Origin of the sequence: Marinobacter lipolyticus (genome assembly GCF_018424605.1) — a bacterium.
Taxonomy (GTDB): Bacteria; Pseudomonadota; Gammaproteobacteria; order Pseudomonadales; family Oleiphilaceae; genus Marinobacter; species Marinobacter lipolyticus_B.
In genome coordinates this window covers 1-14,303 of the sequence record NZ_QTKT01000018.1, presented here as the reverse complement: position 1 = coordinate 14,303, position 14,303 = coordinate 1, and the positions used below count along the sequence as shown (strand labels likewise).

The window sequence follows — 14,303 nt, the reverse complement described above, 5'->3', positions numbered from 1 at the left end:
TTTTATCCGATGGGTTCGGCGGTTTCACCGCGACGATGGGCACGCCACTCGCGGAACTGCTCCAGGTAGGACAGCAACGCCGGCGTCACCAACAACACCAACAGTGTGGACAGCCCCAGGCCGAATGCAATGGAGGTGGCCATGGGAATAAGGAACTGCGCCTGCAGGGAGGTTTCGAACAGCAGCGGCAACAAGCCACCGATGGTGGTGAGCGAGGTCAGCAACACCGCTCGTACTCGCTGCACCGCCGCCTCGTTCAGCGCGTCGTTGATGCCGAGCCCCTTTTTGCGGGCATCCCCATAGAAGGCCACCAGAATGATGGCGTTGTTCACCACAATGCCCGACAGGCCAAACAGACCGAACAGCGACAAAATGGTCAGCTGGAGTCCCATCAGCCAGTGGCCCAGCAGGGCTCCGACCAGGGCAAACGGGATAATCGACATCACGATCACCGGCAGACTCCAGGAGGCAAAGACCCACGCCAGCACCACATACATCAGGCCCAGGCCGATCACCAGCCCGGTCTGCATGTCGGCCAGGGTCTCCCGCTGGTCCGCCGACCGGCCCTCGAAGCTGTAGCGCAGATTGAAATCCCGCACCAGCTGCGGCAGCACGTTCTCCGCCAGGTTGTTCAGCACCTGATCCGCGGTGCTGATGCGGGTGTTCAGCGACGCGCTGACCTCTACCGCCAACACGCCGTCGGCGTGGCGCAGGGCCTCGAAACCCTGGCGGTAATCCAGGTTCATGACCTGAACCAGCGGCACAAAGCGACCGTCGGGAATGCGCACCGTCATGTCGGCCAGCGACGCCATGCTCTCCCGCTGCGCCCGCGGCAACTGGACCCGTACTTCCACCTCGTCTCTACCGTCCTGATAGATCTGGGCAATGCGACCGTCGTAGGCGGCTCGCAGCTGCTGCCCCAGGTCGCTGGTGGTCAGCCCCAGCGCCTCGCCGTAGGTGCTGACCTGATAGACCAGTTGCTCCCGCCCCCAGGGCATGTCGTCCTCCACATCCAGCACCCCCGGCAGGCTACGCACCGCCTCCGCCAGCGACTCGGCCGCCCGCTTGAGGTCGGTGGCGCTTGCTCCGGTCAGCCGCACATTGATGTCGCGGCCGGGCGGGCCGGACTGCCGCTCAGAAATGTTGAGGGAATCCAGGCCGGCCGGCAGCTCGAGCCGGCTCCGCCACTCGGTAATGAAACGGGGATTGCGCACATCGCGCCGGTCCGACGGCACCAGCTCCACCATCATCGCGCCCAGCTCATCACCGGCACGGGAGGCGCCCTCCGGGCCGAGGGTGCTGCCGCGGGTGGTGACCGCATGGCGAATCAGGTCGCCACCCAGCGCCTCTTCGGTGTCGTTCAGGGCGAGCTGCATATCGGTGAGAAACGTCTCCACCGTTTCCCGGCTGGCACCGGCAACGAAGCTGGCGTTGGCGTAGAACACCGAAGGCTCCGGGGTGGGGAAAAAGTTGAATCCGAGCCGCCCGCCGGCCAGCAGCCCGACCGTCACGATGGCGAGGGCAAGCGCGCCGGCCACCGTTGCACCGCGGTGTTCCAGGCTGTAGCGCGAAAAGCGGCGAAAGCGGCCGTGGCGGAACCGGTCGAAACGCTGCTCGAACCCGCTACGAAAACGCGCAAGGGCCCCCGGCGGTGCCGCTTCCAGTTGCGGCTTTTGTTTGCGGCGGGGTACGAAGGCATGCCGCAGGTGCGCCGGAAGCACGATGAAACATTCCATCAGCGAGGCCACCAGCACACAGATCATCACCAGGGGGATGTCCCCGAGGATGTTGCCGATGACGCCCCCGACCACCAGCAGTGGCATAAACGCGGCCACCGTGGTCAGCGACGACGCCAGCACCGGCCAGACCATGCGTTTGGCCGCGCCTTCCGAGGCATAGATGGACGCCTCCCCCATGCGTGCATGGGCGTCGGCATCCTCGCCCACCACAATGGCGTCGTCCACGATAACCCCCAGTGCCATGATCAGGGCAAACAGAGAGATCATGTTGATGGAGCCGCCAATCAGCCACAGCACCGCCATCGCCGTCAGAAACGCCGTGGGAATCCCCACCGCCACCCACACGGCCACCCGGCCCGGCAGAAACAGGTACAACAGGCAGACCACCAGCACCAGGCCGCCGAGGCCATTGCTTACCAGCAGCGAGATACGGTCGTCCAGCAGCTGCCAGGTTTCGTCGTATACCTCAAGCTCAATCGTTGGCGGCAACACCGGCCGGGTGTCTGCCAGCCAGTCCTCCAGCACCTTCGCAGCGGCCAGCGAGTTACCGTTCTCTGCCCGTTGCAGCTGCAACTCCACCGCCGGTTTGCCGTCCCGCGTGAGCGTGGCCTGGTTGTCCCTGGCTTCCTGGCGGATGATGGCAATGTCCCCCAGGTTCAGCTCAATGCGCTCACCACTGAGCACCGCGATATCCTCGAACGCCTGGGGGCTACGCCGCTGCTCCACCGACCGCAGTTCACGGGTGGCGTCCTGCTGCGCCATCATGCCGGCCGGCAGATCCCGTGAAATGGCGCCGACACGTTGAGCAATCTGCTCCAGCGATAACCCCAGCGATTCCAGGCGCTCCACCGGCACATCAATGCTGATTTGCTGTTCCGGCAGACCGCGAATGGCCACCCGGTCGATGCCCCGCTGCAGCAGTTCGTCCTCGAAGCGATAGGCCAGCTGCCGCAATTCGCGGCGATCCACATCGCCGACCACCAGCAGCCGCGCCACCGGCTCGTAGCGTTCCAGCCGGGTGACCTGTGGCTCCTCCGCCTCGGCGGGCAGGTTGGTAAACTCGTCCACCTGCTGGCGCACGTCGTCCAGTGCCTGAATCGGGTTGGTGTCCTCCTCGAATTCCAGGGTAATCGCCGACACCCCCTGGGCCGAGGTGGAGGTCATCTTCTTCAGCCCATCAACACTGCGCAGGCGCTGCTCCAGCGGATTGGTGATGCCCTGCTCCACGTCTTCGGCGGAGGCGCCGCTCCACACCACTCGCACACTGACCACATCGAGGGCAAAGGTGGGAAAGAACTGGATGTTCATCCGTGTCAGCGCCAGCACGCCGCCAAGCAGCATCACCAGCATGACCAGATTGGCGGCCACCCGGTGGTGAACAAAGAACCCGATCACGCCCTGCCTGCGCCTCATGGCTGGGGGGCTCCGCTGGCGGCGACATCCACCTTCAGACCGGTGACCGCATTGGGCAGGTGGGTGGTGATCAGACGGGCACCGGGCACCAGCGCCTCTCCGGACACCAGCAGGCTTCGCTCACCGTTGCGCCCGGCCGCCTCGCCGATACGTTCAACCTCGACGCGCTTCATCCGGCCTTCCGGCGTCAGCAGGTACACACTGTCGGCACCGTAAAGGGCACTGAACGGAATCACCACGCTGTCTGCGCGGCTGGCGCGCTGGAGGGTGACCGGTACCAGTGCGCCGGGGCGCAGGCCTTTTGGGTCGCCCTCCAGAGCCAGAATGGCATCGGTACCCGCGGCATCGCTGGTGCCGGCAAAGCTTACCAGCCGGAAGCGGTAACGCCCGTCGCTGCTGACCGCCCGCAGGGTATCGCCGTTTTCCAGAGCCGCCAGCAGTTCGGCATGAAACACCTGCGGCACCCGCGCCCTGAGCTCAAGACCGTCGACCGGGTACAGCGAGAGCAGCGGCTCGTTGCGGCTGACCTGATCGCCCGTGGCCACCTGAACGTCGGTGACAATGCCGTCGAACGGCGCGGTCATCCGTGCCCGGGCAGCATCCCGCCGGGTGCTTTCGAGATTGGCCTCGGCCTGGGCCAGTTTCGCCTGCAGGCTCTGCAGGCGGGCCGGATGCTCCTCGATGGCTCGCTGCCGGGTGTTCACGGTCAGTTCTGCCCGCGCCGCCGCGTCGGTGGAGGCCTCCAGCGCCTCGCGGGAGGCCAGGTTGCGACTGACCAACGAGCGAGTGCGTTCCAGTTGCCGGCGGGCGTTGTCGAGTATGGCCTGCTCACTGGCCAGCGCCGCCTGATCGTTACGGTAACGCACCTGCTCAGACCGGATCTGCGCCTGCAGGTCGCGCTGCTGCGCTTCGGCCTGGGCCAACGCTGGCTGGATATCCGCCTCATCCAGCGCCACCAGCAGATCGCCCCCGGCCACGGGCTGACCCTCAGTCACCGGACGCTCGGCGATACGGCCCGCCAGCGTGGCGGCCACCGTCAGTTGCTCAGGGGCATGCACCTCGCCGTACAGGGGCAGCATCGGGGTATGGGTGCCGGGCTCAACCTCTTGGACCTCCACACGCCAGCTACGTTCGCTGGCGGTGATCGGCTCCGGCTCCGGCCGGGTCAGCTTGAGCAGCAGAAAGCCGAGTATTCCGACGGCAAGGATCAGTACTGGAATAAGTCGTTTGGACATTGAGTGCGGGCCAGCTAAGGTGAATAAGGCCTTCAGGGCGTTTTATATCAGACTACTATACAATCAATACGCACTTACTAACGGGTCAGCGAGAACGGTACCCTTGTCGCTAGCAGAGCAGGTTCATCTACTCAACGCCACGATCCTCAACGCGCTCATCGTTGCGCTCGTGGTGGTTATCCACAACGAAGCCCTGCTGCGTCTGAGTGGAGTGCTGGCGCAGATGCGTCGCAGCCATCACTTCCGGCTGGTGACCGGCGTTATCGGCATCCTCGCCATTCACACCCTCCAGGTCTGGATCTTTGCCGGCGCCTTTTACCTGATGCACCACGCAGACGGCTGGGGCGAGCTCGCCGGCAACTTCAGTGGCAGCCTGCTGGATTGCGCCTACTTCTCGTTCACCACCTTTACCACCCTGGGCTACGGCGACATCGAAGCGCTTGGCATTCTGCGTTTTCTTACCGGCATAGAAGCATTGACGGGGCTGGTGCTGATTACCTGGAGCGCGTCCTTCCTGTTCGTGGAAATGCAGCGCTACTGGCCCTCCCGATAATTACGTTCCGATTGAGCCTGAGTTTAGTACAGGCATTCATTTTTCAAGTTCAGCGGTAACGGCGCTGATCCAGCGTGGTCAGCCGGTCCGGGTGAAACACCATCAGGCCGGTCACGAAGGTGCCGTTCACGAAACCCTCCGGCAGCATGATCAGCGGCAGGTAACGGATGTACTCGTGGACCAGCTCGCGGAACTCATACACGCCCGCCGTCCACAACATCAGGCACATCACCAGCCCGGCGCAGGCCACGGCAATGCCGGCGCCGAAGAAGCCACAGAAAAAGATGTAGGCGAAGAAGTTGCGGAAATTGCGACGACGCTCCCACAGCATGATGCCGTGGCTGACCAGCGCCGGCACCATCACCGTGACCAGGCCATTGGCGGCGAACATCACCAGCGGTTCCCGCCCGGTAATCACGGTTATAACCAGTGCCAGCAAGCCTGCCAGCACCGCCAGCCCCCACCCCAGCATCAGGGTGATCACCGTCATGCCGAAGATGTGGATGGACAGCCCCGGCGACAACCCCGCCCGCAACTGCCAGAGAAACCCGAGCACCACCGCCGCGCCAAAGAACGAGTGCTGCAGGGCGTTGTCCCGGCGCAGCGCCTGCCAGTCCACCTGGCGCACCGCGGCCACAAGCACCCCGAGAAACAGCAGTGCAGTCACCACCCACTGGGTGGGTGAGAGCAGGTTGTCCGTCATGCCCATGGGCAATTCACCTTCATCTGGCGAGCACCCAGTGTATCAGCGCGCGCCGCTGGCCGGCATCTCCGCCGGCTTCCCTCCAGGCTCGCCTCCAGGCTTATCTTCGGGCTTCCCTTCAGGCAATACGAGGCTGCGCCAGGCCTCGAAGGTACTGAGAAAGACCTGACCGCCGAGACGGCTGAGCAGTTGCGTGCTCTTTAACCGGTCCATCACCGGCCCCTTCACTTCCGACAGGTGCAGGCGCACGCCGGCATCGGTCAGCCGCTCGTTGATGGCTTCCAGGCTTTCCAGCGCCGAGGCATCGATCAGGTTAACCGCCGGGCACACCAGCACCAGATCCTGCAGGTCGGGCTGGCGGGTGACCAGGTCCATCACCCGCTCTTCCAGAAACCGGGCGTTGGCGAAGTACAGGCTCTCATCCACCCGCAGGAAGGTCACATGGGCGCTGGTTTCCACCTTATGGCGCTGGATGTTGCGGAAATGCTCGGTGCCTGGCACCCGCCCGACCACGGCGCTGTGGGGCCGGCTGGTGCGAAACAGGAACAGCCCGATCGACAACCCCACGCCGGCCATGATGCCGGCCTCCACACTGTGCAGCAGGGTCAGCACGATGGTCGCCAGCATGGCGCCGAAATCGGTGCGGGAATAGCGCCAGGTCCGCACCAGCGCGGGAAAATCAATCAACGAGGCCACCGCCACAATGATGGTGGCGGCCAATGTCGCCGTCGGCAGCCAGGCAATGGCCGGCGTCAGTACCAGCGTAGCCAGGGCAATGCCGACTGCGGTGTAGGCGCCGGCGGCAGGGGTCTGTGCACCGACGTCGAAATTCACCACCGAGCGGGAGAAACCGCCGGTCACCGGCATACCGCCGGAAAAGCCGGCGCCGAGATTGGCCGCCCCCAGGCCGATCAGCTCCTGATCCGGATCAATGCGCTGGCGCCGCTTGGCCGCCAGGGTCTGCCCCACGGACACCGATTCCACGAACCCCACCACGCTGATCAGCAGGGCACCCACCGCGAGCTGTTTCCACAGCCCCCACTCCAGCGGTGGCAGGGTCAGTTCCGGCAACCCGGCCGGCACCTCGCCCACCAGTTGTACCCCACGGGCATCCAGCCCGAGCCCCCAGGCCAGTGCCGTGGTGGCCACCACCACCAGAATGGGCGCGGTTTTGGCGACCAACTCCGCCCCGCGCTGGCTCGCCCCCACGCGGATCAACAGCGGTTTCAGGTGGCTGCGGGCGAAGATCAGGAACAGCAGGGCACCGCCCCCGATCAGCAGCGTGGGCCCATGCACACTGCCAAGGTTGGCCGCCAGCGAGATCACAATGTCCAGCAGGTTGTGGCCGTTTGCCTCGATGCCTACAAGGTGTTTGACCTGACTGGCGGCGATCACCAGGCCGGAGGCAGTAATGAAACCGGAAATCACCGGATGGCTGAGAAAGTTCGCCAGAAACCCCAGTTTCAGCAGGCCCATGGCGGTCAGCATCAACCCCGACATCACCGCCAGCAATACCGCGCCCGCCACGTATTCCGCGCTGCCGGGTTCGGCGATCGGCGCCAGCGCCGCCGCGGTCATCAGCGCCGCCACCGCCACCGGCCCCACCGACAGGGTGCGGCTGGTGCCGAACACCGCGTAAAGCACCAGCGGCAGGATGCTCGCGTACAGCCCCACCTGCGCCGGCAGGCCCGCCAGCAGTGCATAGGCCAGTGACTGAGGGATCAGCATGATGGTAACAATCACCGCTGCGATCAGGTCACTGACGGCGTGCTCCCGCCGATAACCCGGCAGCCACTGCAGCAGCGGGAGGTAACGTTTCAGGCTCATGGGCGGCTCAGAACAGGTTGATGGGCACTTTCAGGTACACCTGACCGTTGTCTTCCGCCGGAGGCATGTGGCCCGCCCGCATGTTGACCTGCACCGACGGCAGAATCAGCCGCGGCATATCAAGGGTGGCGTCCCGCTCGGTGCGCATACGCACGAACTCGTCTTCCGAGACGCCCTCATGCACATGCACATTCTCGCGACGCTGCTGCACCACGGTGGTCATGTGCTGATAGGTCTCCCGTTCCGGTGCCTTGTAGTCGTGGCACAGGAAAATGCGGGTTTGCGGCGGCAGCGCCAGCACCTTCTGAATCGACCGGTACAGGGTTCGCGCATCGCCGCCGGGAAAGTCGCAACGGGCGGTGCCGTAGTCCGGCATGAACAGGGTGTCGCCGACAAACGCCGCATCACCGATCACGTAGGTCAGACACGCGGGGGTATGGCCGGGGGTGTGCAACACGCGCACCGTCAGATGGCCGATCGTCACCTCGTCGCCGTCGTTGAACAGCCGGCCGAACTGGCTGCCGTCGCGAACAAACTCGGTGCCGGCGTTGAAGGCCTTGCCAAAGATGTTCTGGACATCGACGATGTGGGCGCCAATGCCGGTGCGGCCACCGAGCTGATCATGCAGATAGGGCGCCGCCGACAGGTGGTCCGCGTGAACGTGGGTTTCCAGAATCCACTCCACGGTCAGCCCTTCGCGACGGACATAGGCAATGATGTCGTCGGCCGAGCCCACGTCGGTGCGGCCGGCGGCGTAGTCGAAATCAAGCACCGAATCGATGATGGCACAGGCGCTGCTCTCCGGGTCACGCACCACGTAACTGAAGGTATTCGTCGGCTCATCGAAAAAATGCTGAACGATTGGATTGGTCATGGGTCACCTCCACCGATGCCTCGGTAATTTAGGAATAAGGATATACATTTTTTGCATATGAGGTGAAATGATCTTTCGTTATAGGCGGCATACGCCTGATGCATCGACGAAGCAATCCCGCCCGGCCTGCTTCGCCAGATACAGATGCTGATCCGCCTTGCCGATCACCGGCTCCGGCGTGAGAGGGACCGAAGGCAGGTCCACCACCCCGGCAATGCCGGCGCTGACCGTTACATCCATCGCCGCGCCCTCGAACAGGAAGTCATGGCCGCGCACCGACTGCAGGATTCTACCCACCAGGCTGGCGACGTTATCCGCCTCTTCCAGCACAAAGGCGACCACGAACTCTTCGCCGCCAAAGCGCGCCACCACATCCGTGGTGCGTACCTGCATTCCCAGCAGGCGGGCAAATTCCGTGAGCACGAAATCGCCCGCCAGGTGCCCGAACTCATCGTTGATCTGCTTGAAGTGATCAATGTCGAACAGGGCCACCGCAAAGGACTCCTGATCCCGGGCCGCCCGACCCAGCATTTCGAACAGCCGGGGCATCAGGTAACGCCGGTTATGCAGCCCGGTCAGCGGGTCCCGGATGGACTGGTTCAACAGCTCCTGCTCGAGCCGGTAACGTTCCAGCGCACCGGACAGCAGCCCCGACACAATGATCAGCAGATCGGCCTGATCTTCCCGCCAGCCGCGCTGGCGCAGGGAATCCACCCCGAAAAAGCCGGCCACCCGCCCGCGCACCTTCACCGGCACGCAGAACATGGAACTGACCCCCTGCTCTTCCAGCAACGCCTTTTCCGCCACCGCCTCGGCCGGCAACCCGGCCACGTCCGGGATAAACACCACCCGGTTGTGTTGCACCATGGCGTCAATCTGGTCGTGCCACCACCGGAAGTCGCTGATCGGCACTGCCTGCTGGGTCTCGATCAGGGCGGGCACACCGGCGCGGGCCCATTCGTGGGTGTTGGTCATCACCCGGTAGTCGTCGGAGAATTCGTACAGGTAGGCGCGATCCACGCTGAAGAACTCGCCGATGGCTTTCAGCAATTCGTTGATGCACTCGTCGATGCTGCCGAACTGCAGGTTGATGAACTCGGTGGACAGCCGCGCAATCAGGTGCTGGAAACCGGCGTGAAAGGAAAACTCCGCCTCGCTCTCGCGCAGCGTCTGCTCCAAAGTCTTGTAGTGGTGAATGTTGTGAAACTGGCCGTACCAGAGGGTGCTGCCGTCTGACTGCCGCTCGGCCTCCGAATTAGCCTCGAACCACTGATACTCGCCCGAGGGCAACCGCAGCCTGGCCCGGTATTGCCACGGCGTCAGCTTTGCCGCCGATTCATGAATACTGTCACGCACGCCCTCGGCGTCTTCGGGATGGATAATACTGAAGATGACGTCGGCACTGGCCTGCAGTTCAGCCGGCTCTATCCCGAACAGCCGCATGACCTGGCCACTGACGTAGGGATACCGGTGTTCTAGACCGTCGGCACTGAGCCAGTAGGTAAAGATAACCCCCGGTACACTGGCGGTCAGTTTATTGAAGAACGCCGGCGACCGGCGCTCCGAATCGTCCGCAGCCTGCTCATGGTGCATAGAACAACCCTGTTCCTTTCCCCGGCGGTTTATTACCGCCCCTGAGAAAAGTGTAGAGTACCGCCGGCCATGCCGCGACTGCGGCAAGGCATTCGGGCCGGCTGTTCAGCCGGGATTCTCCCGGTCGGGCGCGCAGGGGATGCACACCAAACGCGGTTAACGCCTCGCCGCCCAGCTCCAGCGCGGAATGATAGGTTTCACTGACCACGTCATCGGCGCCGGCAGCGCGCAGGTCGTAACCATGGCCACGGTCAAAGGCCCGCGCCAGAACCCACAATGCTGCTTCACCTGATGAACCAGCGCCAGGGCTCGATCGCGGTCATCGATGGCCACCACCAGCGCCAGCAACAGCAGCACCCCGGCCTTGACCGCAATGACCAGCAACCCCAATGTCAGCACCGTTGGCCATTGCGCTGACAGCACCTCAAAGTTGATGCCGGCCCCCACGGTGATGAAGAACAGCCCCAGCAGCAGCCCCTTGAAGGGCTCGATATTGGCCTCCAGCTCATGGCGGAACTCACTGTTGGCCAGCACCACCCCCGCCAGAAAAGCGCCAAGGGCGGGCGACAGATTCACCACACTCATCAGCGCGGCAATGCCGATGACCAGCATCAGCGCCATGGCGGTAAACACCTCCCGCATCCCCGATTGCACTACGTAGCGGAACAGCGGTCGGCTCAGGTAGTGACCGCCGACGATCACAACCGCAACGGCGCCGACCACCACCAACGCATGCGCCCAGTCCGGCAGGTTCGCCACCAGGCTGAAGCCTCCATGCGGCTGGGCATCGCCCTCACCGATCTGGGCGAGGCTTGCTACCGCCAACAGCGGAATCACCGCAAGCATTGGGATAACGGCGATGTCCTGAAACAGCAGCACCGAAAACGCGCCGCGGCCACCCTCAGTCTTGTTCAGCCCCTTCTCGTTAAGGGTTTGCAGCACAATGGCGGTGGACGACAACGAAAAAATCAGCCCGACCGCTACCGTGGTCTGCCATGCCAGGCCCAGCGACCAGGCGATGGCCATGCCCGCCAGCGACGTCAGCACCACCTGCAGGCCACCCAGCCCCAGCAAACGTACCCGCATCGCCCACAGGGATTTCGGGTCCAGTTCCATACCCACCAGAAACAGCATCATCACCACGCCGAACTCGGCAAAATGCTGAATCGTGGTGGTTTCCTGACCCACCAGACCGGTCACCGGGCCGATGACCACGCCGGCGACCAGATAACCGAGGACCGAACCGAGGCCAAAACGTTTTGCCAGAGGCACCGCAATCACCGCGGCCGCCAGGTAAATAAAGGCCTGGATGAAATACTCAGTCATCGATGGGAGTCCATGTGTCTATGGCTGTGGGTGGGGCCGCCAGTCAACGGGATGCTTACTGCGTTGCCGGTAACCGGATCAGTTGCCCACAATAATAGTCGAGGGAGTGCCCGGCGTGAAACGGGATGGAACACGCCTTGTCGGCATTTCGCCAGTGATCGACCACTTCACCACGGAGGGTCGCCACCTCGGCGGCCAGTTCATCGGCGCTGTAGATCTTGTACGGACAGAAGGCGGTACCGATGTTCTGCAGCGTCACAAAGCTTTTGGTGCGGTGCACCGGCAACATGTTGATCAACACGTAAGTGGGGCGGGTGCGAAGCTGACCCACGAGGCTGCTTAAGGAATCTTGCAGATACTGCAATGACCCGGAGAACAGCACCCAGTCACAAGCGGGTGCCTGCTTCAGGTCGTCACAGAAGGTCAGGGCGGGGGGCGCATTGCTGGCCTTGGCGAACTGCCGGGCCTCGCGGATAACAGCGGGTACGTCGTAGAGCTGCCACTCAAACCCATCCGGAAAACTGAGATAGCGCGAGAGCGCGTAGTACAGCACCCCCACATGGCCACCAAAATCCAGCAGCCGCTGGCCAGGCTGCATCAGCCGGTTCAGCCAGAACGCCACGGGGTAGTCGCACGGCGAGATAGCTGCCATGCGGAACCGATACATCTCCGCCGAGGCCGGCGCATCGTTGTCGTAACCGATCGGTTTGCCGGCCGGCGCATGCTCCGACGCGGTCGCAAAATCCGGATAGACTCCGCAGAACAGATTGGCGTTCGTGGCACTGGCGAAGCGTCTGGCGTAATGACGTTCGAGCGCCTCGTTAATCAATGGCAGCTGCTCGACCTGATGCAACAGTTCCTTGGCTCGCTCGTACATGACAATTGCCCTTATAAAGAGACAATAATGATGTAGATTAGCAGCTCCAGGCGGTTTTGCTAGCGACGGAAACAGCCCGGAAAAACGTTATCGCAATGATCGCCCGGCAACAGCGGCTGGTTATGCATTATTCGTAGTGGCTCCAGAGCCTGAGGACTTTCACCACTTGCTCGTCCTCCAGTACTTGGTAGACCAGGCGATGCTGAATATTAATACGGCGTGAATAGGACCCCGCAAGATCACCGATGAGCTTCTCAAACGGAGGCGGCTTGCGGTATGGATCTTCCGCTATAAGCGCTAACAGTTCCTGGGCTTTTGGTTTGAGGCCGCTGGAGGCCAACTTTTTTGAATCTTTCTGGGCTTGCTTGGTGTAAACCAACTTCCATGTCACCAGTCCAGCTCCTCATCGCATTCATCCGCGGGGGTATCCATCCCCTCACGAATAGACTCCCGCATACCGGGTACGGAGAGCAGGTAAAGTGTTTCCTGAATAGCAGACCAGTCTTCTTCGGAAACCAGAACAGCTTTGTTCCGCTTACCCATGATGACGATTGGTTGGTGGGACTCGGCGGTCTCGTCAATCAACCGATAAAGGTTGCTGCGCGCCTCAGTTGCTGTGATTCCGGTCATGACGCACCTCTTGCGTGTTCAACTTTTAACCAAGTGTACGCCTATAGGTACGTACGTCAAGACGAACGTATTGCATGGCGCCCGCAATCACGCGCTTGTCGCGTCGATTGCATTGTTATGCCAGCTGAACCAAAATATACCAATTATTGGTACTAGTGAGATGGAACCATGCAAAAGAACACCAGCATCACTTTAGGCCGACATTTTGATGCGTTCATTGCAGAACAGCTCAAAAACGGCCGATACAGCTCAACCAGTGAGGTTGTTCGTGCAGGATTGCGCCTGCTCGAAGAGTCTGAAACCCGCCTGACTACGCTCCGCAAACTGCTTAAGGAAGGCGAAGATAGTGGTTTCGAAGACTACTCCTATGACTCGTTTATTCGTGAACTGGACAACGAAGGGCGCTGATGCCAAGTTTCAAGCTTTCCAGGAAGGCCAAAGCTGACCTCAAATCTATTGCCCGATACACGGAGCGTGAATGGGGTCGAGATCAACGAAACCACTATGTTCTCCAGTTCGATCAATGCTTCCACCTTCTGGCTGACAATCCGAACTTGGGGCAAGTCAATGACGCCGAAATTCAGCGCCCTTGGAATGGAGGCGCAGCCGCAATGTAAAGGGCGTCCGGCGGCCACCGGCCGCGAATTGATGCGCCTTGTTATGCAGCCACCACCGCTGGGCAGGCCTATGACCCGATGTTCGAGAGCCCGAAGCACTATCACTCGGACTTGAGCACCTCTGCCCGATCCCTCTCGTACTCTTCGTATGATTTACTGGAACGTTGGATGCATTCCTCATACTGAGCCGGTGGCACATTGACACATTCTTGTCGGTTGTTCCGCTGCATATTGTCGTACACGGCTTTGCTGCTACATCCCGCCACCAAAATACACAGCAGCAGTAAATAAAGATTCTTACTCACGTCTCGTCATCCATGTAGTGCATAACGTACTTGAGCGATTGGTTAGGCATTTTTTAGTTCACACCGCACGGAGCTGCCGGTAACTCTCCTACAAGAGTTCGCTGCCATGCTTTGGCAACCTCCTGGGAGCTGAATTTCCCACGTAAGGTTCCACTAGGAACTGGCGTCCATATCGTCGCTCTCAAAAATACGCGACCACCGACAATAATTCGGCTCATTCTGCCAATGTTCGCATCAGTGAAACGCTCAAAACTTATGGCGCCAACCTCTGTCAACTTTACGTGAACCGGCCATTCATTTTCGATCTGTGTACCTGCTTCCGATTGCTGCACATAAGCCGAACACAGGTGAAAGTCTAGCTCAGTCTCTGCTAGTACGGCACCGGGGGTAACCAACAAGAGAGTTGCGACCCATTTCATCATCACGATTGCTGGTCCTATCCACGAAAAGTAGACACTCGGTTATGCGCACGAACTTGAATGACTTGTATGGATAATTCCTGCCGTGTTTGGGTAAATTGAGGCCCACCCCCAGTGGCCGCTGGGGGCCTTCATGCAGCAGCTCGATGATGGCAGGCTCCTCATTCGAGAGACCGGTAACCAGTGCGTAGC

General features: G+C 61.7%; 14 protein-coding genes and 1 pseudogene. 3 read left to right on the top strand and 12 right to left on the bottom strand.

The window, feature by feature from the left end:
* Positions 1-2 precede the first annotated feature (2 nt).
* Together DYI22_RS16875 and DYI22_RS16870 are read right to left on the bottom strand one after the other, a co-directional pair.
* Complete coding sequence (locus DYI22_RS16875; RefSeq protein ID WP_213479226.1) at positions 3-3,152, bottom strand: efflux RND transporter permease subunit; 3,150 nt, start codon at positions 3,150-3,152, stop codon at positions 3-5.
* Positions 3,149-4,387 carry an efflux RND transporter periplasmic adaptor subunit gene (locus DYI22_RS16870; protein ID WP_213479225.1) on the bottom strand — a complete coding sequence of 413 codons (1,239 nt, stop codon included), beginning with the start codon at positions 4,385-4,387 and terminating at the stop codon, positions 3,149-3,151. Before DYI22_RS16870 ends, DYI22_RS16875 begins: the two co-directional genes overlap by 4 nt.
* A 103-nt stretch (positions 4,388-4,490) precedes the next feature.
* Between DYI22_RS16870 and DYI22_RS16865 the strand changes: the two genes are divergently transcribed.
* On the top strand, positions 4,491-4,940 hold the full coding sequence (locus DYI22_RS16865; protein ID WP_213479224.1) for a potassium channel family protein: 450 nt from the start codon (positions 4,491-4,493) through the stop codon (positions 4,938-4,940).
* 49 nt (positions 4,941-4,989) lie between these two features.
* On the opposite strand, the gene DYI22_RS16860 is transcribed toward DYI22_RS16865, so the two are convergent.
* The 8 genes and pseudogenes from DYI22_RS16860 to DYI22_RS16825 all read right to left on the bottom strand — a co-directional run bounded on the left by DYI22_RS16860 (position 4,990) and on the right by DYI22_RS16825 (position 12,770).
* Complete coding sequence (locus DYI22_RS16860; RefSeq protein WP_213479223.1) at positions 4,990-5,649, bottom strand: energy-coupling factor ABC transporter permease; 660 nt, start codon at positions 5,647-5,649, stop codon at positions 4,990-4,992.
* Positions 5,650-5,685: 36 nt separating this feature from the next.
* Positions 5,686-7,470 carry a SulP family inorganic anion transporter gene (locus tag DYI22_RS16855; RefSeq protein ID WP_213479222.1) on the bottom strand — a complete coding sequence of 595 codons (1,785 nt, stop codon included), beginning with the start codon at positions 7,468-7,470 and terminating at the stop codon, positions 5,686-5,688.
* Positions 7,471-7,477: 7 nt separating this feature from the next.
* Complete coding sequence (locus DYI22_RS16850; RefSeq protein ID WP_213479221.1) at positions 7,478-8,344, bottom strand: MBL fold metallo-hydrolase; 867 nt, start codon at positions 8,342-8,344, stop codon at positions 7,478-7,480.
* Between the two features lie 78 nt (positions 8,345-8,422).
* On the bottom strand, positions 8,423-9,937 hold the full coding sequence (locus DYI22_RS16845; RefSeq protein WP_213479220.1) for a diguanylate cyclase: 1,515 nt from the start codon (positions 9,935-9,937) through the stop codon (positions 8,423-8,425).
* A 124-nt stretch (positions 9,938-10,061) separates the two neighbouring features.
* A pseudogene (locus DYI22_RS16840) lies at positions 10,062-11,263 on the bottom strand (monovalent cation:proton antiporter-2 (CPA2) family protein); the annotation flags it as partial.
* A 55-nt stretch (positions 11,264-11,318) separates the two neighbouring features.
* Positions 11,319-12,140 carry a methyltransferase, TIGR04325 family gene (locus DYI22_RS16835; protein ID WP_213479219.1) on the bottom strand — a complete coding sequence of 274 codons (822 nt, stop codon included), beginning with the start codon at positions 12,138-12,140 and terminating at the stop codon, positions 11,319-11,321.
* 127 nt (positions 12,141-12,267) lie between these two features.
* A complete protein-coding gene (locus DYI22_RS16830; RefSeq protein ID WP_213479218.1) occupies positions 12,268-12,531 on the bottom strand; it encodes a Txe/YoeB family addiction module toxin in 264 nt (87 codons plus the stop codon).
* A complete protein-coding gene (locus DYI22_RS16825) occupies positions 12,528-12,770 on the bottom strand; it encodes a type II toxin-antitoxin system Phd/YefM family antitoxin (protein WP_149391919.1) in 243 nt (80 codons plus the stop codon). The genes DYI22_RS16830 and DYI22_RS16825 overlap by 4 nt, the downstream gene beginning before the upstream one ends.
* A 168-nt stretch (positions 12,771-12,938) precedes the next feature.
* On the opposite strand from DYI22_RS16825, the gene DYI22_RS16820 reads away from it, so the two are divergent.
* Both DYI22_RS16820 and DYI22_RS16815 read left to right on the top strand, forming a co-directional pair.
* Complete coding sequence (locus tag DYI22_RS16820) at positions 12,939-13,178, top strand: type II toxin-antitoxin system ParD family antitoxin (RefSeq protein WP_213479217.1); 240 nt, start codon at positions 12,939-12,941, stop codon at positions 13,176-13,178.
* Positions 13,178-13,387 (top strand): type II toxin-antitoxin system RelE/ParE family toxin, encoded by a 210-nt coding sequence (locus DYI22_RS16815; RefSeq protein WP_213479216.1) that lies wholly within the window; start codon positions 13,178-13,180, stop codon positions 13,385-13,387. The genes DYI22_RS16820 and DYI22_RS16815 overlap by 1 nt, the downstream gene beginning before the upstream one ends.
* 358 nt (positions 13,388-13,745) lie before the next feature.
* Here DYI22_RS16815 and DYI22_RS17720 read toward each other — a convergent pair whose 3' ends face one another.
* Both DYI22_RS17720 and DYI22_RS16810 read right to left on the bottom strand, forming a co-directional pair.
* Positions 13,746-14,111, bottom strand: a complete 366-nt coding sequence (locus DYI22_RS17720) for a SecDF P1 head subdomain-containing protein (protein ID WP_416234605.1) — start codon at positions 14,109-14,111, stop codon at positions 13,746-13,748.
* A partial coding sequence (locus DYI22_RS16810) for a hypothetical protein (protein ID WP_213479215.1) occupies positions 14,053-14,303 on the bottom strand: 251 nt, incomplete at its 5' end. The genes DYI22_RS16810 and DYI22_RS17720, both read right to left, overlap by 59 nt.